The 18,603-nt window shown below is 71.8% G+C and carries 14 protein-coding genes; 7 read left to right on the top strand and 7 right to left on the bottom strand.

Annotated elements, in window-relative coordinates; all coding sequences use genetic code 11:
• Nucleotides 1-5: 5 nt before the first annotated feature.
• The 4 genes from rhaI to ACWDRB_RS21755 all read right to left on the bottom strand — a co-directional run bounded on the left by rhaI (nt 6) and on the right by ACWDRB_RS21755 (nt 6,509).
• Nucleotides 6-1,163: an L-rhamnose isomerase gene (rhaI, locus tag ACWDRB_RS21770; protein WP_449896267.1), complete on the bottom strand. Its 1,158-nt coding sequence runs from the start codon at nt 1,161-1,163 to the stop codon at nt 6-8.
• Between the two features lie 10 nt (nt 1,164-1,173).
• Nucleotides 1,174-1,491: an L-rhamnose mutarotase gene (locus tag ACWDRB_RS21765; RefSeq protein ID WP_185077046.1), complete on the bottom strand. Its 318-nt coding sequence runs from the start codon at nt 1,489-1,491 to the stop codon at nt 1,174-1,176.
• 262 nt (nt 1,492-1,753) lie between these two features.
• Nucleotides 1,754-4,453, bottom strand: a complete 2,700-nt coding sequence (locus tag ACWDRB_RS21760; protein WP_449896265.1) for an exo-rhamnogalacturonan lyase family protein — start codon at nt 4,451-4,453, stop codon at nt 1,754-1,756.
• Between the two features lie 127 nt (nt 4,454-4,580).
• Complete coding sequence (locus ACWDRB_RS21755) at nt 4,581-6,509, bottom strand: beta-galactosidase (protein WP_449896263.1); 1,929 nt, start codon at nt 6,507-6,509, stop codon at nt 4,581-4,583.
• A gap of 351 nt (nt 6,510-6,860) precedes the next feature.
• Between ACWDRB_RS21755 and ACWDRB_RS21750 the strand changes: the two genes are divergently transcribed.
• From ACWDRB_RS21750 to ACWDRB_RS21720, 7 genes are all read left to right on the top strand, one after another.
• A complete protein-coding gene (locus ACWDRB_RS21750) occupies nt 6,861-7,862 on the top strand; it encodes a LacI family DNA-binding transcriptional regulator (RefSeq protein ID WP_350727232.1) in 1,002 nt (333 codons plus the stop codon).
• On the top strand, nt 7,859-9,271 hold the full coding sequence (locus tag ACWDRB_RS21745) for a rhamnulokinase (RefSeq protein ID WP_449896261.1): 1,413 nt from the start codon (nt 7,859-7,861) through the stop codon (nt 9,269-9,271). The genes ACWDRB_RS21750 and ACWDRB_RS21745 overlap by 4 nt, the downstream gene beginning before the upstream one ends.
• A gap of 78 nt (nt 9,272-9,349) precedes the next feature.
• The gene (fdh, locus tag ACWDRB_RS21740; RefSeq protein WP_449896259.1) at nt 9,350-12,571 is read left to right on the top strand and encodes a formate dehydrogenase; all 3,222 of its coding nucleotides are present in this window, start codon (nt 9,350-9,352) and stop codon (nt 12,569-12,571) included.
• Nucleotides 12,571-13,368, top strand: coding sequence for a 4Fe-4S dicluster domain-containing protein (locus ACWDRB_RS21735; protein ID WP_355198534.1), 798 nt, complete (start codon nt 12,571-12,573; stop codon nt 13,366-13,368). The genes fdh and ACWDRB_RS21735 overlap by 1 nt, the downstream gene beginning before the upstream one ends.
• A complete protein-coding gene (gene nrfD / locus ACWDRB_RS21730) occupies nt 13,365-14,378 on the top strand; it encodes an NrfD/PsrC family molybdoenzyme membrane anchor subunit (protein ID WP_449896256.1) in 1,014 nt (337 codons plus the stop codon). Before ACWDRB_RS21735 ends, nrfD begins: the two co-directional genes overlap by 4 nt.
• Nucleotides 14,375-14,500, top strand: coding sequence for a hypothetical protein (locus ACWDRB_RS21725; protein ID WP_355198530.1), 126 nt, complete (start codon nt 14,375-14,377; stop codon nt 14,498-14,500). Before nrfD ends, ACWDRB_RS21725 begins: the two co-directional genes overlap by 4 nt.
• Nucleotides 14,497-15,033 (top strand): NUDIX hydrolase family protein, encoded by a 537-nt coding sequence (locus ACWDRB_RS21720; protein WP_350727226.1) that lies wholly within the window; start codon nt 14,497-14,499, stop codon nt 15,031-15,033. The genes ACWDRB_RS21725 and ACWDRB_RS21720 overlap by 4 nt, the downstream gene beginning before the upstream one ends.
• Before the next feature lie 28 nt (nt 15,034-15,061).
• Here ACWDRB_RS21720 and ACWDRB_RS21715 read toward each other — a convergent pair whose 3' ends face one another.
• Genes ACWDRB_RS21715 through ACWDRB_RS21705 form a run of 3 tightly spaced genes read right to left on the bottom strand, consistent with a single transcriptional unit; the run spans nt 15,062 to nt 18,540 of the window.
• Nucleotides 15,062-16,654 carry an arylsulfatase gene (locus tag ACWDRB_RS21715; RefSeq protein ID WP_449896253.1) on the bottom strand — a complete coding sequence of 531 codons (1,593 nt, stop codon included), beginning with the start codon at nt 16,652-16,654 and terminating at the stop codon, nt 15,062-15,064.
• A gap of 58 nt (nt 16,655-16,712) precedes the next feature.
• Nucleotides 16,713-17,600, bottom strand: coding sequence for a sulfotransferase family protein (locus tag ACWDRB_RS21710; RefSeq protein WP_449896251.1), 888 nt, complete (start codon nt 17,598-17,600; stop codon nt 16,713-16,715).
• A gap of 55 nt (nt 17,601-17,655) precedes the next feature.
• On the bottom strand, nt 17,656-18,540 hold the full coding sequence (locus ACWDRB_RS21705) for a MurR/RpiR family transcriptional regulator (RefSeq protein WP_449896249.1): 885 nt from the start codon (nt 18,538-18,540) through the stop codon (nt 17,656-17,658).
• Nucleotides 18,541-18,603: the final 63 nt, after the last annotated feature.

The raw sequence follows: 18,603 nt of genomic DNA, 5'->3' as shown, positions 1-18,603 counted from the left end.
GTTGGTCAGGCCCCCCAGCCGGCCTGGTTGCCGCCGACACGCTCGGCGGCGATCTTCTCGAAATATCCGGACTTGGCGTACGCGGTCATCGGGTCGGGCGCCAGCCCCGACTCCTCCCGCAGCTCGGCGAGCAGCGGCCGCACGTCGGTGTTGTAGGCGTCCATGAACACGGCGTTCGCGCCCAGCACGTCGCCCTCGGACTGGGCGGCGGCCAGCGCCTCCCGGTCCACCAGCAGCGCCTTGGCGGTGGCCTCCTGGACGTTCATGACCGAGCGGATCTGACCCGGGATCTTGGGCTCGATGTTGTGGCACTGGTCGAGCATGAACGCCACGCCGGCCTCGGGGTCGAGCCCGCCGCCGCGGACCACCTCGAACATGATGCGGAACAGCTGGAACGGGTCCGCCGCCCCCACCATCAGGTCGTCGTCGGCGTAGAAGCGCGAGTTGAAGTCGAACCCGCCGAGCTTGCCCTCACGCAGCAGGAACGCCACGATGAACTCGATGTTGGTGCCCGGCGCGTGGTGGCCGGTGTCCACCACGACCTGCGCCTTGGGGCCGAGCTTGACGCAGTGGGCGTACGCGGTGCCCCAGTCGGGCAGGTCGGTGGCGTAGAAGGCGGGCTCGAAGAGCTTGTACTCCAGCAGGAAGCGCTGGCCCTCGCCGAGCCGGCCGTACACCTCGGCCAGGGACTCGGCCAGGCGGTCCTGGCGGGCCCTGATGTCGTCCTGGCCCGGGTAGTTGATGCCGTCCGAGAACCACAGCTTGAGCGTGTCGGAGCCGGTGGCGTCCATGATGTCCACGCACTCGAGCAGGTGGTCGGTGGCCTTGCGGCGCACCCGCGCGTCCGGGTTGGTGACGCTGCCCAGCATGTAGTCGTCGTCCTGGAAGACGTTGGAGTTGATGGCTCCGATGCCCACGCCCAGCTCGCGGGCGTGCCTGGCCAGGTCGGCGTAGTCGTCCACCTTGTCCCACGGGATGTGCAGGGCGACCGTGGGGGCGATCCCGGTGTAGGCGTGCACCTGGGCGGCGTCGGCGAGCTTCTCGTACGGGTCGCGCGGCACCCCCTTCTGTGCGAACACCTTGAACCGCGTGCCGCTGTTGCCGTAGGCCCAGGACGGCGTCTCGATGTGCTGCGCCCGCAGCGCGGCCTTGATGTCAGTCATTACTCCCCGATCAATCCAGGTGGAACACTTCGTCCAGCGGGTGCATGCCCTCGTCGGGCCGCCCGTCGAGGCTCTCGAAGAACGGCGCCATCTCGGCCTGCCAGCGGGCGTTGACCTCGGTCTCGGCCATGGCCTTCCTGGCTGCCTCGAAGTCCTCGGTCTCCAGGTAGCCCACGAGGAGGCCGTCGTCTTTGAGGAAGAGCGAGTAGTTGTGCCAGCCGGTACGCGCGAGCGCCTCCCGCATCTCCGGCCAGACGTCTCGGTGGCGTTCGCGGTACTCCGCCAGCCGCTCTGGGCGGACTTTCAGCAGGAAGCAGACGCGTTGCACTGACACTCCCTTCAAAACGTTTTAATCCTTCGTGCAGGAAACTATGATTCCTGGTGCTCGCTGTCAATGCGCTCCCACCCACGGACCCCGCGGGGTGATCGCGCAGCTACACTGACACGTTTTAATCCCCGGCCCCTGCGACGGCGGGACGCCGTGCGGGCGTGACCGGCGCAATGCGCACGGCGCGCAACGCGGGACTCCAGCCACCGCCCCGGCAGCGAGGCACCGGGGCGGAGTGGAGTGGTGGGGGCGGGTGGGGTGGTCAGGTGGGGAGTTTGTCGCCGACGAGGGCCAGGTTCTGGATGGCCGCCAGCCCGTACAGGGCCGTGGTGTTGGTGGAGACCCAGGCCGCCTCGTCCGTCGGGTTGAGGGTCGTCGTGACCTTCTCCGACTTCCACGGCAGGTCCGGCGCGTAGCCGTCCCCCGTGGCGAACTCCGTCCACGCCCGGGCGGCGAGGTCGTCGCGCCGGAGCCGGACCGACGCGTACGCCGTGAGCCGGGAGTGCCCCTGCTTGAGGATGAGGTTGCCGAAGTTCGCGCCCGTCTCGGCGGCCTGCTCGGCCTTGGTGGCGTTGAACAGGCGGCAGTACTGGAGCCAGGCCCGCTCGAAGTCCGGCATGTCCACCAGGTCGATGAGCTCGGCGCAGATCTCGACCTGGCCGAACATGGCCGACAGATGGGACACCGCGACCTTCTTTGCGGCTGGGGCGAACTCGCCGGTGCTGAGGTTGTAGAGGCCCTCGCCGGTGACGAAGCCGTTGGGCATGGCGGCGATGGTGCGCATAGTGGCCTTGAGCTTCTTCTCGGCCACCGGGTCCCCGCCGCGTTCCCACTCGGTCAGCCAGGCTGCGGCCAGGCCGCTCCAGTCGGTGCCCAGCCCGATCGCCAGGGCCGACGGGTCCGGCGTGTACGGCTCCGTGCGGATCTTGCGGAGCGGGTCGATGGCCAGGAACGTCTTGTCGGAGTCCACCAGGGCCCGCATGAGGTCGCCGGTGCGCTCGTCGGCGGTCAGGAAGTAGAAGATGCGCCGGTAGACCGCGGTCGAGATGCGCTGCTGCTTGGCGCTGCACCCCCAGTGCTGCACGTTGTGCCGGCTGCCGAGCCCGGCCCAGGGCCCGAGGTGGTAGACGTCCACCTCGCCGGTGTGCCGGGTCATCGCCTCGGCGAAGCGGAACACGTCGGCGCGCCCCGAGCGCAGGTACGCGTACCAGAGCCACAGGTCGGGCGAGAGCTCCGAGTTGTCCCAGGCGTAACCGCCGACGTCGTAGCGCCACACGTGCCGGTCCTCGTCGAACGTGTGCATGATGTCGCCGTAGTCCCAGAACCCGTACCAGTGCCGCTGCTCGACCTGCTTGCGGTAGTAGTCGAAGAGGAAGTCGAGGCGGTCCTCGATGGTCTTCCTGCCGGGCGTCGACCGGTCGACGGGGCTGAACAGGCCGCCGAAGACCTTGGCGGAGGCCAGGTGCGCGGGTGGCGCGACGATCAGCGGCGGCGTCCGGACGGCGTCGGCCATCGCCCCGAACCGGGCGGCGTCCGGGGTGGCGGCCAGCGCCCAGAAGGTCAGCTCGCTCGTACGCGCGATCCCGAGCGGCGTGCCGAAGCCGGGCTCGTAGTCCTCGTACGTGATGTTGAGGCCCTCGATTTGCTCCGGGTAGGTGTCCTGGCCCATGCCGTCGTGGTAGAAGCGGGTGTCCATCGGCCCGGCCTCCGGCGACCAGAGCCAGACGGTGACCTCGGCCTCCTCCGAGGCGGCCCCGCGGATGTCGAGCTGGGTGGGATGCCGCTGCCAGAAGTCCCGCAGGCCGAACGCGAACCCGCCGCTCGTCCCGCCCACGTACCCGAGCCCGGAGGCCCGCCGGCCCTGGTCGACGGCGACCCAGCCGTACCCCTTCTTGGTGCGCTTCTTGAGCGTGAAGCCCTCGGAGGACAGCTGGGCGAGGGAGTAGTCGCCCCAGTCGGGGATGAGCTGGACGCGGCTGCTGACACGCGTGTCCCAGGTGGCGATGTCCGGCAGCCGCCGGCCCTCCACCTGCGCCTTCCGCACGGCCGCGCCGGGGTCGCGGCGCAGCCCCGTGATGCCCTTGACGGCCTCGGTGAGCAGGCCGTGCCCGTCGCCGACGAACCGGATGTGCCGGTTGTACGGCTCGTCCCGCATCGGGACGCGGAAGCGCACGCCGAGCCCGGCGACGAAGTCGTGCTGCCCGTCGCGGTCGAACACGAACGTGTGGGTCATCCGCACGCTCTCCGCGCCCGCGTAGAAGTAGAGCCGGACCGTGAACGGCAGCCACGAACGGCCCTTCTTGGAGGTGTGGCGGCCCTCGATCCGGACGACCGCGCGCACCGGGCCGGACTGCTCGACCTCCACCTTCGAGATGTCGCTCAGGTAGGAGTCGACCTCGACCGTGCGGTCGTCATCGTCGTCGATCTTGCCCTGGCGGAGGTTGACGAGCTGCCCCTTGCGGGCGATCTCGGTCTCGCCGCGCCAGATCTGGCTGATCAGCTCGCTGCCGCTCTTGCGGACGCGGGCGCGGATCACGCCGGTGTCCACGTCCACGTACTGCTTCTCGTCCTTGACGGTGACCGGCTTGGCGGGGGCGGCGGCGGTGCCGGGCCGCAGCGTGTACGTCTCGGCCGCGGGCGTCGCGGGGCCGACCGCGTGGGCCGTCCACTTCAGCGACCCGTCCGGCCAGTACGCCAGCGGCCACGTCTGCACCGGCACGGCGGCGCCGTCGGCCGCGGTGAGCGCGAACGCCTGCTCCTTGGCCACGGCGCCCTTCGGCCACGGGACGCCCCAGGTGGTGCCGGGCGCCTCGGCGGGCTTGTCCTCCAGCCAGCGCAGGGGGACGTCGGGGACGGCCAGCGCAGCCAGCGCGGGAGACTCCAGCGCGGAGGCCAGCGGGACGGCTGCTCCGGCGACGGCTAACCCCTTCAGGGCGTCGCGGCGTGAGATCTGCTCGGACACAGGTACACCTCCAGGCGGGGAGGGGCGCGCTCGCACGCGCCCCTCAGGGGGTTGGTCGGTGGTGCCGCTCCCTGAGGGGAAGCGCTTTCCAGAGCCATATGGCGGAACGCCCGCAGGCGCCCCGCCGTCAGGCGGAGATCACGCGGACGTCACCGGCCGCCACCGTGACCGGGTCGCCGCCGGGCGGGGTCACGACGGCGTCCTCGCCCGTGTGGTTGACGGCGAACAGGTAGGAGCGGCCGTCCGGGTGCGAGCGCCGTACGACCTCGACCCCGGCGGGGGCGGCCGCGACGGGTTCGACGCCCGCCTCCGTCGCGACGGCGGCGATGACCTCGGCCAGGCCGTCGTCGTCGAGTCTGGTCGTGAGGTAGTGCGCGAACCCGTCGCCCCACTCGTTGCGGGTCCAGGCGGGCTCCCCGGTGGCGTACGTGTCGAGGACCTTCGCGCCGGCGGCGTGCGCCACCTCGCTCCAGGCGGTCCCCGACGCGCCCGAGGTCAGCGCGATCGGCCCGTCGAGGGGGAAGAACTCCTCCACGCTCACCCCGAGCAGGTCGCGCCACGCCCCGGGGTAGCCGCCGAGCCGCACCCGGTCGTGCTCGTCCACGATCCCGCTGTACGGGCCCACGAGCGCGACCCCGCCCCGCTCCACGAACCGCGCCAGGTTGGCCGCCCCCGCGTCGCTCACCAGGTAGAGCGCGGGGACCAGCACCAGGCGGTAGCCGGTCAGGTCGCCCTCGGGGTGGGCCAGGTCGCAGGTGACGCCGGCCCGCCAGAGCGCGGCGTGCCAGCGCTTGGCCTCCTCCACCGGGTCCATGTCCACGGAGGGCTGGGCCGGGTGGTCCTGGGCCCAGACGCTGGAGTGGTCGAGGAGGATCGCGACGTCGGCGCTGACGGTGCTGCCCGCCACGTCGGCGAGCCCGGCCAGCTCGGCGCCGAGCGCGGTCACCTCCCGCCAGATCTTGGTGTCGGTGCCCGCGTGCGGCAGCATCGCCGAGTGCCACTTCTCGGCGCCGGCGCGGGAGGCCCGCCACTGGAAGTACATGATCCCGTCCGCGCCCCTGGCCAGGTGGGTCAGGGAGTTGCGGCGCAGCTCGCCGGGGGCCTTGGCGCGGTTGCGCGGCTGCCAGTTGACGGCGCTGGTCGAGTGCTCCATCAGCAGCCAGGGCCGGCCGCCGTTGAGCGAGCGGGCGTAGTCGGCGGCGAAGGCCAGGTCGATGTGCGGTTCCGCGCGGGCGCCGATCAGGTAGTGGTCGGTGGAGACCACGTCCATCTCGGCGGCGAAGGCCCAGCAGTCCATGTCCCAGTGCGCGCCCGCCATCAGGTTGGTGGTCGCGGGCACGTCCGGGGTGATCTTCCTGAGCAGGTCGCGCTCGGCGGTGTAGAGCTCGATGAGCGCGTCGGAGCTGAAGCGGCGGAAGTCGAGCTGCTGGCCGGGGTTGGGGAAGGTGGGGGTGGCGCGCGGCGGCAGGATCTGGGCCCAGTCGCCGTAGCGCTGGGACCAGAAGGCGGTGCCCCAGGCGTCGTTGAGCGCGTCGAGCGAGGCGTAGTGCGAGCGCAGCCAGGCGCGGAAGGCCGCCGCCGAGGTGTCGCAGAAGCAGCGCGCGTTGTGGCAGCCGTACTCGTTGTGCACGTGCCACAGGGCCAGCGCCTCGTGGTCCCGGTAGCGCGTGGCCAGCTGCTCGGCGATGCGCAGCGCCTTCTCGCGGTAGATCGGCGAGCTGGGGCAGAAGCCCTGCCTGCTGCCGTAGGTCAGCCGGCGCCCGTCGGCGTCCACCGGCAGCGCCTCCGGGTAGGTGTCCCCGAACCAGGGCGGCGGCGCGGCGGTCGGCGTGGAGAGGTTGGCCTTGATCCCGTTCGTGGCCAGCAGGTCCATCACGCGGTCGAACCAGCCGAAGTCGAAGACTCCCTCGGCCGGCTCCAGCAGCGACCAGGAGAAGATGCCGACGCTGACCCGGTTGACGCCGGCCGCACGCATCAGCGCGACGTCCTGCTCCCACGTCTCCTCGGGCCACTGCTCTGGATTCCAGTCCCCGCCATAGGCGATGACGTCCGGCATGAAACCTGCCTTTCGCAAGTCTGTTAGCGCTCACAGCGTGTTACGTCAGCGTTTACGGGGGATTAAAACGTTCCTCACGCGCGTCGCACAAGGCCCGGCTCGCCGCCCCGGGCGGGTTCCCGCTGATCAACAGGGGTGATTGCGCAGGCAGGCACGCCGAATCCAGGTGCGACCCGTGACACGGAGGTTATCTTAACGTTATGAAAAGCGGGGATAGCGGTCTCCGTGCGCAGCTCGATACAAACGTTTTACTCGACACCCGCACAACTCCGCCCACTCCAGACCCGGAAACACCGCTCCACCGGTACCGCGACTGGCGCCCCAGTCGTTAGTACGTTTTAATTGGTCCCCATGGCCATGGTCAGCATCAAGGACGTCGCCGCACACGCCGGCGTCTCCCCGGGCACGGTCTCCAACGTACTGAACCGGCCCGGAAAAGTCGCGCCCGCCACCCGGGAGCGGGTGGAGGCGGCGATCAGCGAGCTGGGGTTCGTCCGGCACGGCTCGGCCTCGACGCTGCGCGCCGGGCACAGCAGGACGATCGGCCTGAGCGTGATCGACATCGGCAACCCGTTCTTCACCGAGGTCGCGGCCGGGGTCGAGGACGTGGCCAGCGAGCTCGGCTACGCGGTCATCCTGGGCAACTCGGCGGGCTCGCAGGACAAGGAGGAGCGCAACCTGCGGGTGCTGGCCGAGCACCGGGTGCGCGGCGTGCTGATCACCCCCTCCGGCGAGGACCCGGGCCGGCTCGACCGGCTGCGCGAGCGCGGCATCAGCGTCGTCCTGGTCGACCACCCGGCGCACCGGCCCGACCAGTGCGCGGTGGCCGTGGACGACGTCGCGGGCGGCCGGGCCGCGGTCACCCACCTGCTGGCCAAGGGCGCGCGCACCGTCGCCTACGTGACGGGCCCGATGACGATCAGGCAGTGCGTGGAGCGCTGGGAGGGTGCCAAGGCCGCGATGCGGGGTGCCGGGCTCGACCCCGGCGACCTGAAGGTGGCCGAGACCGCGACGATGACGGCCCGCGCGGGCGAGAAGGCGGCCGCCGACCTGATCGAGAACGGCCTGCCCGAGGCCGTGTTCTGCGCCAACGACCTGCTCGCGCTCGGCGTGCTGCGCGCGCTGCTGCGGTCGGGCGTGCGGGTGCCGGAGGACGTGGCGCTGATGGGCTACGACGACATCGACTTCGCCGCCGCCTCCACCGTCTCGCTCAGCTCGATGCGGCAGCCGACCTACCAGCTCGGCCGGATCGCCACCGAGCTGCTGCTGGACGAGTGCGACAACCCGGAGACGCATGCGCACCAGCACATCATGTTCCAGCCCGAGCTCGTCGCCAGGGAGTCCACACAATGAGCCGCCGTTTCGCCGCCGTCGACCTCGGGGCCTCCAGCGGCCGGGTGATGCTGGCCGACCTCTCCGACGGCCTGGAGCTGACCGAGGTCCGCCGCTTCCCCAACGAGCCGGTGACCGAGGCGGGCCGCCTCCACTGGAACATCACCGGCCTCTACTCGGAGATCCTCGACGGCCTGCGCGACGCGGGCCCGGTGTCGTCCATCGGCGTGGACTCGTGGGCGGTCGACTACGGGCTGCTCGACGAGTCGTACCGGCTGATGGGCAACCCGGTGCACTACCGCGACGACCGCACGCGAGGGGTGGCCGAGCGGGTGGCCGGGTCGGTCGGGGCGGAGACCCTGTACGACGTGTCCGGGCTGCAGGTGCTGCCGTTCAACACGATCTACCAGCTGCTGGCCGACCGGCTCGACGGGGCCGTGACGATGCTGCTGATCCCCGACCTGATCGGCTACTGGCTCACCGGCGAGGTGGGCGCGGAGGTGACCAACGCCTCGACGACGGGGCTGCTCGACGTGCGCACCAGGTCGTGGGCGTTCCCCCTGATCGAGCAGCTCGGGCTGCCGGCCGGGCTGTTCCCGCCGCTGCGCCAGCCCGGCGAGGCGGTCGGAGAGCTGCGCCGGCACGTGGCCGACGTGGTCGGCTGGTCGGCGCCCGTCACGGCGGTCGGCTCGCACGACACGGCCTCGGCCGTGGCCGCCGTGCCCGCCTCCGGTCCGGCTTTCGCCTACATCTCGTGCGGCACGTGGTCGCTGGCCGGGGTGGAGCTGCCGGAGCCCGTCCTGACGCCCGAGAGCCGCGCAGCGAACTTCACCAACGAGGCCGGCATCGACGGCACCGTCCGCTACCTGCGCAACGTCATGGGGCTGTGGCTGCTGCAGGAGTGCCTGCGCGCCTGGCCGGGCTCCGACCTGCGCGAATTGCTGAAGGCGGCGGCGGGCGAGCGGCCGTTCGCGGCCGTGGTCAACCCGGACGAGCCGGTGTTCCTGCCGCCGGGCGACATGCCGGCCAGGATCGCCGCCGAGTGCCGCCGCACGGGGCAGGAGCCGCCGTCGTCCCCGGCCGCGTATGTGCGGTGCGTGCTGGAGAGCCTGGCGCTCGGGCACCGGCTGGCCGTGCGGCAGGCGATGGAGCTGTCCGGGCGCGACGTCGAGGTCGTCCACCTGGTGGGCGGCGGGTCGCGCAACGAGCTGCTGTGTCAGCTCACCGCGGACGCCTGCGGGCTGCCGGTGGTGGCCGGGCCCGCGGAGGCGACCGCGCTCGGCAACGTGCTCGTGCAGGCGCGCTCGGCGGGGCTCGTCTCGGACCTGGCGGAGATGCGCTCGCTGGTCGCCGCCTCCCAGCCGCTGCGCCGCTACGAGCCCTCCGGCGATCCCCAGGCGTGGGAGAAGGCCGCCGCGCGCCTCGCCTGACCCCCTTCGACCTGCGGGTTTTCGCCTCCCGGGAGCAGGGCAGAAACCCCGCCAGGGGTTTCGGGGGGCATTATGGACATGCGTTGGCCGCTGCTGCGGCAGCTGACCGGCGAGGACCGCAGCGGGCGGGGAGCGGCGGTGAAGTCGGCCAGGACGGCGGCGCTGCGCGCCCGCACGGCCACGGCCGACCGGGTGGTCAAGTCGATCTGCCCGTACTGCGCGGTGGGCTGCGCCCAGAACGTGTACGTACGGGATGAACGGGTCGTCCAGATCGAGGGCGACCCCGACTCCCCCATCAGCCGCGGCCGGCTGTGTCCCAAGGGCGCGGCCAGCCTCCAGCTCACCACCGCGTCCGGCCGCCGGCACAAGGCGCTCTACCGCCCGCCGGGCGGGGCCGACTGGCAGGAGATCGACCTCGACACGGCCATGGACATGGTGGCCGACCGGGTCATCGCCACCAGGCGCGAGACCTGGGAGTGGGAGCGGGGCGGCAAGCGCACCGCCAGGACCATGGGCATCGCCAGCCTGGGCGGCGCGACGCTGGACAACGAGGAGAACTACCTCATCAAGAAGCTGCTGACGGCGCTCGGCGTGGTGCAGATCGAGAACCAGGCCCGCGTCTGCCACAGCTCCAGCGTGGTCGGGCTCGGCACGTCGTTCGGCCGGGGCGGGGCCACCACGTTCATGCAGGACCTGCAGCACTCCGACTGCGTGGTCATCCAGGGCTCCAACTTCGCCGAGGCGCATCCGGTCGGCTTCCAGTGGGTGATGGAGGCCAAGGCGCGCGGCGCGGTGATCATCCACATCGATCCGCGCTTCACGCGCACGAGCGCGCTGGCCGACCTGCACGTGCCCATCCGCGCGGGCTCCGACGTGGCCTTCCTCGGCGGGATCATCAACCACGTGCTGGACAACGACCTGTACTTCCACGAGTACGTGGTCAACTACACCAACGCGGCCACCATCCTGCGGGAGGACTACCGCGACGCCGAGGACCTCGACGGCGTGTTCTCCGGCTTCGACCCGGAGACCCGCGTCTACGACGACGAGACCTGGCAGTACGAGGGGATGACGGTCTCCCCGGCCTCCGGCGCGCGGGACATGGACTACGAGCGGCGGGTGGGCAAGCTGCCGCCGGGCCGCTCCGAGATGCTCGGCGCCACCGGCCTGCCGATGGACGGGACACCGCAGCGCGACGAGACGCTCGGCCACCCGCGCTGCGTCATGCAGGTGCTGCGCCGCCACTTCGCCCGCTACACGCCGGAGATGGTGCAGCGGGTGTGCGGGGTGCCGCCCGAGCTGTTCCAGCGGGTGTGCCGGCATCTGACGGACAACTCCGGCCCGGACAAGACCGCCGAGTTCGTCTACGCGGTGGGCTGGACGCAGCACAGCGACGGCGCGCAGTTCATCAGGGCGGCGAGCATCCTGCAGCTGCTGCTGGGCAACCTGGGCCGGCCCGGCGGCGGCATCCAGGCGCTGCGCGGGCACGCCAGCATCCAGGGCTCCAGCGACGTGCCCACGCTGTTCAACCTGCTGCCTGGTTACATCCCGATGCCGCACGCGCACGAGGATCTGAGCCTGCGCAAGTTCCTGCGGGCCGACTCGCCGCACAAGGGCTGCTGGGCGAACATGTCCGCGTACCTGGTCAGCCTGCTCAAGGCGTGGTGGGGCGAGTCGGCCCAGCCGGACAACGACTTCAGGTTCGGCTACCTGCCCAGGCTGACCGGGTCGCACAGCACGTACGACACCGTGCTGGCGCAGCTCGACGGCGTCTGCAAGGGCTACTTCCTGCTCGGCGAGAACCCCGCGGTCGGCTCGGCCAACACCCGGATGCAGCGCCTGGGCATGGCGAACCTCGACTGGCTGGTGGTCCGCGACTTCAACCTGATCGAGAGCGCCACCTGGTGGAAGGACGGCCCGGAGATCGAGACGGGCGAGCTGATCACCGAGGACATCGGCACCGAGGTGTTCTTCTTCCCCGCGGCGTCGCACACCGAGAAGAGCGGCAGCTTCACCAACACCAACCGGCTGCTCCAGTGGCACCACCAGGCGGTCGAGCCGGGCGGTGACGCGCGCAGCGACCTGTGGTTCATGTACCACCTGGGGCGGATCATCCGGGAGAAGCTGGCGGGCTCGGCCGATCCGATGGACGCGCCGGTGCTCGAGCTCACCTGGGACTACCCGCTCGAGGGCGAGCTGTCGGAGCCGTCCGCGGAGGCCGTGCTGGCGGAGATCAACGGCTGGGGCCCCGATCGGCGGCCTTTGTCCGGGGCCGGCGAGCTCAAGGACGACGGCTCCACGGCGTGCGGCTGCTGGATCTACTGCGGCGTGCACGCCGGCGGCGTCAACCGGGCCGCCCGCCGCAAGCCGCACACCGAGCAGGACTGGATCGCCGCCGAATGGGGATGGGCCTGGCCGGCGAACCGGCGGATCCTCTACAACCGGGCCTCGGCCAGGCCGGACGGCAGCCCGTGGAGCGAGCGCAAGAAGCTCGTCTGGTGGGACGCGGACGCGGGCCGGTGGACCGGGTTCGACGTGCCGGACATCGACGTGGACAAGGACCCCGGCTTCCGGCCCTCGGAGGACGCGCAGGGTGTGGCGGCGCTGTCCGGGACCGATCCGTTCGTCATGCAGGCCGACGGGAAGGGCTGGTTGTTCGCCCCGTCGGGGGTGGTGGACGGGCCGCTGCCGACGCACTACGAGCCCCAGGACTCGCCGGTGGCCAACCCGCTCTACGGCCACCAGCGCAACCCGGCGCGCAAGGTCTACCCGCACGAGGACAACCGCTACCAGCCGAGCGGCGACGAGCCGGGCGCGTCGGTCTACCCGTACGTGGTGACGACGTACCGGCTGACCGAGCACTTCACGGCGGGCGGGATGAGCCGGCACACGCCGTACCTGGCCGAGCTGCAGCCGGAGATGTTCTGCGAGGTGTCGCCGGAGCTGGCCGCCGAGCGCGGGCTCGTGCACGGCGACTGGGCCACGATCGTCACGGCGCGCAACGCCATCGAGGCCAGGGTCATGGTCACCGACCGGATGCCGTCGCTGCGCCTGGACGGGAAGGTGCTGCACCAGATCGGGCTGCCGTTCCACTACGGGCCCAACGGCCTGGCCAGGGGCGACGCGGCCAACGAGCTGTCGGCGATCTCGCTGGACCCCAACTCCCACATCCAGGAGGTCAAGGCCCTGGCGGCCGACATCCGGCCCGGGCGGCGGCCGCGCGGGCCGGCGCTGCCGGAGCTGGTCAGGTCCTACCAGGAGCGCGCGGGCATCGGCGCCGGCACGGGGACGGAGGCGTGATGGGCCGCGTGGGGTTCTTCACCGACACCAGCATCTGCATCGGCTGCAAGGCGTGCGAGGTGGCCTGCAAGGAGTGGAACGCCGTCCCCGAGGACGGCCTGGCCTTCACCGGCATGTCCTACGACAACACCGTGACCCTGGGCTCCGACACCTGGCGGCACGTCGCGTTCGTCGAGCAGCGCCGGCCGCTCGGCAACCAGGAGCCCGGGGTCGGCGACATGGACTTCCGCTGGCTGATGGCCTCCGACGTGTGCAAGCACTGCACGGAGGCGGCCTGCCTGGACGTGTGCCCGACGGGCTCGCTGTTCCGCACCGAGTTCGGCACGGTCGTGGTGCAGCAGGACATCTGCAACGGGTGCGGCTACTGCGTGCCCGCCTGCCCGTTCGGGGTGATCGGCAAGCGGGAGAGCAGCGGCGTGGCCGCCAAGTGCACCATGTGCTACGACCGGCTGGGCGACGGGCAGGAGCCCGCGTGCGCCAAGACGTGCCCGACGGACTCGATCCAGTTCGGGGACCTCGACGAGCTGCGCGAGCGGGCCGAGCACCGGCTCGAGCAGGTGCGCGCGGCGGGGACGGCCTCCGCCCGCCTGTACGGGCACGACCCGGGCGACGGGGTGGGCGGCATGGGGGCGTTCTTCCTGCTGCTGGACGAGCCCGAGGTGTATGGCCTGCCGCCCGACCCCGTGGTGACCACGAGGGATCTGCCGTCGATGTGGCGGCACGCGGGGGTCGCGGCGCTCGCCCTGCTGGCGGGCGTGGCGGCGACGGCGCTGCCGATCTGGAGGAGGCGGGGATGACCAGTCAGACCGACGTGCGCCTGGACGGCTCGGCCGAGCTGCGCACCGAACGCGAGGCCACGCCGGGCTCCGCGGGCGACCGGCGCGAGCGGCGCAGGCCGCCGGAGGCGGGCCCAGAGAAGGGCCCAGCGAAGGGCCCAGAGAAAGGCTACGACTCCTACTACGGCCGGCCGGTGCTCAACGAGCCGACGTGGCAGGAGCACGACATCGCCGGCTACCTCTTCCTGGGTGGCCTGGCCGGCGCGTCGTCCACGCTGGCGGCCGTCGCCGAGCTCACCGGCAGGCCGCGCCTGGCCAGGGTGGGCAGGGTGGCCGCGCTGTGCGCGCTGGGCGGCTCGTTCTACTCGCTGATCCACGACCTGGGGCGGCCCGAGCGGTTCATCAACATGCTGCGGGTGTTCAAGGTGACCTCGCCGATGAGCGTCGGCACGTGGATCCTCACGGCGTACGGCCCGCAGGCCGTGTGCGCCGGAGCCGCCGACCTGTCCGGGCGCCTGCCCAGGCTGGGCCGGGCCGCCACGGTCGGGGCGGGCCTGGTGGGGCCCGCGGTGGCCACCTACACCGCCGCGCTGATCTGCGACACCGCCGTGCCCGCCTGGCACGAGGGGTTCCGCGAGATGCCGTTCCTGTTCGCCGGCTCGGCCGCGGCGGCGGCGGGCGGGCTCGGGATGCTGGCCGCGCCGCTGTCGGAGGCGGGCCCGGCCCGCCGGGTGGCGATGCTGGGCGCGGCCGTCGAATGCGTGGCCGCCACCCGGATGGAGCGGCGGCTGGGGCCGCTGGCCGAGCCGCTCAAGCGCAGCCCGCTGCTGCGCGCGGGCGAGGCGCTGTCGCTGGCGGGCGCGCTGGCCGGGGTGACCGTCGGCCGGCGCAGCAGGATCGCGGCCGTGGCGGCGGGCGCGGCCCTGCTCGCGGGCTCCGCGTGCACCCGGTTCGGGATCTTCCGCGCCGGGATGGAGTCCGCGAACGACCCCAAGTACACCGTCCAGTGGCAGCGGAGGAAGCTCGCATGAGCCGCAAAGTCATCGCCTACCTGCCGTTCTTCGGCATCGTCCTGGTCACCTGCGCGGCTTCCTGGCTGGCGGGCAGGACCGCTCCCGAGGGCCTGATCCGGGGACGTACGATCAGCAGATGACCGAAAAGACCGAAACCACGCCTGGATGGCTCTCGCGCGACGAACTCGAGTCGGTGCGGGGCCAGCTGCCCATCCTCTACGTCGACGCCGTGCCGGTGCGGGTCGACGACACCGGCGTGGTCACCCGCGTCGGCCTGCTGCTGCGCATCGCGTCAGACGGCACGGTCAGCCGGGCGCTGGTCTCGGGACGGGTGCTGCACCACGAGCGGATCCGCGACGCGCTCCTGCGTCATCTGGAGAAGGATCTCGGCCCCGTGGCGCTCCCCCACATCCCCGCCTCCCCTCAGCCGTTCACCGTCGCCGAGTACTTCCCCACGCCCGGCGTCACCCCCTACCACGACCCCCGCCAGCACGCCGTCTCCCTGGCCTACATCGTCCCCGTCGCGGGCGACTGCCGGCCCCGGCAGGACGCCCTGGACCTGGAGTGGTTCACCCCGGAGGACGCCGCGTCCCTGGCGGTGCAGCAGGAGATGACCGGCGGGCAGGGCGTGCTGCTCAAGCAGGCCCTCGCCCACGTCGGCTGCCTGCCCTGATCGGACGGCGCTGATCAGACGGCGCTGATCAGACAGCCCTGCGGAAGGAGAGGGAGCGGCCGCCCGCGTCGAACTCGGCGCGGGCCGTGACCCGCTTCCCGCTCCCGCCGGGCAGCGCGAAGCCGACCGAGATCGCCGTTCCCGGGTCCACGCGCGGCATCGTGCGGGCCCGCGCGCGGTTCAGGCCCAGCTCGACCTCGCGCCAGGGCACCGACGAGCCGTTGTACAGCGTCACCACGACCTGGCCGCCGGTGATCTCGGTCTTCAGCCCGTACGGGATCCGCGGGTCCGGGCCGATCGAGTCGTCCAGCAGGGTCATCAGCTCGTCCACCAGCTCCAGCCGCTCCGCCGCCAGGTCGCGGCGTTCCCCCGGGTCGGTGGCCAGGTCGTACAGCTCGACCCGGCCCTCCGGCCCGGCGCCCGCGATGTGCGGCGCGAAGCGGACCAGCTTCCACCGGCCGCGGCGGATCGCCTGGGCCTTGCGGGGCCGGTTCCACACCAGGTGGTCGTGCCTGGGGGCGCCGGCGCCGGTGAGCAGACCGCGGAAGGACAGGCCGTCGAGGTGCGCGGGCACCGGCACGCCGGCCAGGTCCGCGAGGGTCGGCAGCACGTCCCACGAGGCCACCGGCTGTTTCACCACGCGCGGTCGTAACGCGGGCGACCAGGCGATCAGCGGCACGCGGATGCCGCCCTCGTAGACGTCGCGTTTGTCCCCGCGCCAGGGCCCGTTGGAGTCGAACAGCTCCGGTGTCACGCCCTTCTCGCTGTGCGGCCCGTTGTCGCTGGTGAACAACACGAGCGTGCGCTCGGCGACACCGGCCGCGCGTAACTCCCGCACCAGCGTGGCCACGTCGGCGTCGAGCCGGGCCACCTGCGCGGCGTGCCGCCGGTTCGGGCCGCTCCACGGCCGGTTCTCGTAGCGCCCGGCGTCGCCGGGGATGACGCTCGGCGAGTGCGGCAGGTTGGTGGGGAAGTAGAGCAGGAACGGGTCGTCGCCGCCGCGCCGGATGAACTCGATCGCCCGCTCGCGGAACAGGTCCGGCGCGTACTGCCTGCCGTCGAGGCGCACCTTGACGCCGTTGTGCCACAGGTACTTGGGGAAGTACTGGTGGGCGTGGGCGTGGCCGATGTAGCCGAAGAACTCCTCGAAGCCGCGCTCGTTCGGGTGCGAGGCCTGGCCCGGCAGCTCGGGGCCGAAGCCCCACTTGCCGAAGCAGGCCGTGCGGTAGCCGGACAGGCGCAGCAGCTCGGCGAAGGTGAGGTCGGCGTCGGTCAGCGAGCGCTGCGGCCCGCCCTCCGGGTTCTCGCGTACGGTGCCGTGACCCGCGTGCAGCCCGGTGAGCAGCGCGCAGCGCGACGGCGCGCAGAGCGGCGCCCCGGAGTAGGCCGTCTCGAAGCGCACGCCCTCGGCCGCCAGCCGGTCCAGGTTGGGGGTGCTGATCAGGCGCTGTCCCTGGCTGCCGATCTCGCCCCAGCCCAGGTCGTCGGCCAGGATCACGACGATGTTGGGCCGTGAAGGCAGGCCTGCTGCCGCGAGAGCGGGTTCGGGCCCAAGAGTAGGCAGGGCGAAGCCGGCGAGACTTCCGGCGAGCAGGGTACGGCGCGAGGGCCCGTCGATCACGAACCGCAACCTATCGGAGCCCAAGGCGAATAGGAGACAAATCGCAGCTGAACTTCCGTCACCGCGCGTAGCCCCACAGGCGGCAGATCTCGCGCAGCTCGTCGGGCACCTCGTCCACCGACGGCAGGGGGCGGCCCGCGACGACCGTCCCGGTGCGGATCTTGTCGCGCCAGTCGCCGATGCCCTTGACGAAGCCGCCGTGGTCCTTGTCGCCGTAGGAGAGCATGGCCGGCTCGAACTCCACACCCAGGAAGAGGCAGAGCCGCCGCAGCTCGCGCTCGGGGTCGGCGACCAGGTCCTCGTAGCGCAGGGTCAGCCCGTCGAGGTGGGTGCGGGCCTCCTCCAGGTACGTCATGTAGCTCAGGGTGCGCGGCACGGCCTCCTCCATGGGCCGCCTTTCCGGGTCGGCCTCGTGCCAGGACTGCACGATGGACATGGGGTGGCGCAGCAGGAAGAGGAAGCGCGCGTCGGGCCAGCAGGTGGCGATGCGCCGCCAGGCGAACACGTTGCTCGGCGTCTTCTCCGCCAGCACCGGCTTGCCGCTGCGGGTCAGCTCGCGGTGCAGCAGCCGGTCCCACACGATGTGCTCGATGTCGCTGTGGGTGTGGCCGAGCGCCTCCATAGCCTGCCGTACGGGCTCGGTGCCGAGCCCGACTGTGAGCCGCCTGAAGTGCGTCTCGATGGGCGAATGCACCTGGGAGTGGCTGTTCAGCATGACCCGCAGGAGCGTGGACCCCGACCGTACGGACGACAGCAGGAAGACCGGCTCGCGCAGCAGCCGGTCGTGCGCGGGATCGGCGGGCGGCCGCACCTCGTCGCCGGGCAGCCGCTGCATCACCAGCGGCGGCGGTGGCGGCGGCTTCGGCGGCTGCTTCCGCGGCCGCCGCGTCAACGTGTATCCCGTCAGGCCCTCCAACGTCGTGTTGGCCCGGTACCTCCAGCTCATGGCCCACAAAGGTAGAGACAGCCCGTGAACCCCAGGTGAATCCGGGCTGTGAACCTCACCCGCGCTTGTGGACGACCCGCTCGTGCACGACCGCGTACGTGTTGCGCAGCGCCGCCATCGACTCGTCGTAGGAGGCCTGCGCGACCCCGGTGAACAGGCAGTCCACCACCATGAGCTGGGCGATGCGGCTGCCCAGCGCGCCCGAGCGGAACTTCGTCTCCCGCGCGGCCGTGGTGAGCGTCACGTCGGCGGCCCGGGCCAGCGGCGAGTCGTGGAAGTTCGTGATGGCCACGGTCGAGGCGCCCGACTTGCGGGCGATCGACAGGAACTCGACCGTGTCCACGGTGGCGCCCGTGTGGGACACGGCGACCGCCACGCAGCCGGAGTCGAGCGTGGCCGCCGACGTCCAGGCCGAGTGGGAGTCGTGCCAGTTGATCGCGGTACGGCCGATGCGCGACAGCTTCTGGTGCAGGTCGAGCCCCACGAGGGCGCTCGCGCCCACCCCGAAGCTGTCGATCCGCCGGGCCGCCAGCAGCAGCGACACGGCGGTGGCCAGCGCCTCCATGTCCAGCGAACGGGCCGTGTCGGCGATGGACAGCGTCTCGTTCATGGCCACCTTGGAGACGATGCCCTCCAGGCTGTCGTACCGGTCGATGTCGCCGGACGCCTCCGGCAGGCTCGACGTGGTCAGCTCCTCGCGCGCCACCGCCCTGGCCAGGTCGATCCTGAGGTCCTTGTAGTGGGCGTAGCCCATGCGCTGGTAGAAGCGCACCACGGAGGTCGTCGAGGTCGCGCAGCGGGCGGCCAGCTCGGCGATGGACAGGTTGGCGGCCCGGGCCGGATCGCCGACGAACTCCTCCGCGATCCGCCGCTCCGACGGCCTCAGCGCGGGCATGGCGGCCCGGATGCGGATCAGCACGGTCCCGTCGTCCTCGGACATCCTCACCCATCCCCGCAACGGAAAGAAAGTACCCCAGTGGTAGGGTCTGCGTAATTTTATGAC

It is taken from the genome of Nonomuraea sp. NPDC003707 (assembly GCF_053587055.1).
Note: the sequence above shows the minus strand (reverse complement) of the source record. Positions and strands in the feature narration are given on the sequence as shown.

What these genes read in the sequence shown, in the direction of transcription:
- rhaI (WP_449896267.1), bottom strand. Translation starts at nt 1,163, where the DNA reads ATGACTGACATCAAGGCCGCGCTGCGGGCGCAGCACATCGAGACGCCG.
- ACWDRB_RS21755 (WP_449896263.1), bottom strand. Translation starts at nt 6,509, where the DNA reads ATGCCGGACGTCATCGCCTATGGCGGGGACTGGAATCCAGAGCAGTGG.
- ACWDRB_RS21750 (WP_350727232.1), top strand. Translation starts at nt 6,861, where the DNA reads ATGGCCATGGTCAGCATCAAGGACGTCGCCGCACACGCCGGCGTCTCC.
- ACWDRB_RS21745 (WP_449896261.1), top strand. Translation starts at nt 7,859, where the DNA reads ATGAGCCGCCGTTTCGCCGCCGTCGACCTCGGGGCCTCCAGCGGCCGG.
- fdh (WP_449896259.1), top strand. Translation starts at nt 9,350, where the DNA reads ATGCGTTGGCCGCTGCTGCGGCAGCTGACCGGCGAGGACCGCAGCGGG.
- ACWDRB_RS21735 (WP_355198534.1), top strand. Translation starts at nt 12,571, where the DNA reads ATGGGCCGCGTGGGGTTCTTCACCGACACCAGCATCTGCATCGGCTGC.
- nrfD (WP_449896256.1), top strand. Translation starts at nt 13,365, where the DNA reads ATGACCAGTCAGACCGACGTGCGCCTGGACGGCTCGGCCGAGCTGCGC.
- ACWDRB_RS21725 (WP_355198530.1), top strand. Translation starts at nt 14,375, where the DNA reads ATGAGCCGCAAAGTCATCGCCTACCTGCCGTTCTTCGGCATCGTCCTG.
- ACWDRB_RS21720 (WP_350727226.1), top strand. Translation starts at nt 14,497, where the DNA reads ATGACCGAAAAGACCGAAACCACGCCTGGATGGCTCTCGCGCGACGAA.
- ACWDRB_RS21710 (WP_449896251.1), bottom strand. Translation starts at nt 17,600, where the DNA reads ATGAGCTGGAGGTACCGGGCCAACACGACGTTGGAGGGCCTGACGGGA.
- ACWDRB_RS21705 (WP_449896249.1), bottom strand. Translation starts at nt 18,540, where the DNA reads ATGTCCGAGGACGACGGGACCGTGCTGATCCGCATCCGGGCCGCCATG.